Source organism: Paenibacillus senegalensis JC66 (genome assembly GCF_000285515.1).
GTDB classification, from domain to species: domain Bacteria; phylum Bacillota; class Bacilli; order Paenibacillales; family NBRC-103111; genus Paenibacillus_L; species Paenibacillus_L senegalensis.
The window spans coordinates 1-377 of sequence record NZ_CAES01000155.1; the positions used below are offsets into that span (position 1 = coordinate 1).

Annotated in this window: 1 protein-coding gene; it reads left to right on the top strand. The window is 38.2% G+C overall.

What is annotated here, in order from left to right:
* On the top strand, positions 1 to 377 hold a 377-nt coding region (locus tag PSHG_RS26105; protein WP_010267546.1), incomplete at both ends, for an MBOAT family O-acyltransferase.

Below are 377 nucleotides of genomic sequence, written 5' to 3' on the forward strand. Positions count from 1 at the left end.
CAACACTTTAATTATCCGTATATAGCAAAGTCAATTGGTGAATTTTGGAGAAGGTGGCATATTTCATTAAGTACATGGTTTAGGGACTATGTCTATATTCCTCTTGGTGGAAACCGTAAAGGGGAAGCTAGGACATACATAAACCTGCTAATTGTTTGGATGATCACGGGTTTCTGGCATGGTGCTAGTTGGACCTTTCTTGCATGGGGCGCATATTTTGGACTCCTTATCTTGTTGGAGAAGGCGTTGATTGGGCAATTCCTTAAAAAAATTCCTGGTATTCTTCAACATTTTTATACGTTATTTTTGGTTGTAATTGGGTGGGTATTCTTTAGGTCGGATAGCTTTTCTTACGGTTTTTCCTATTTGAGCATTTT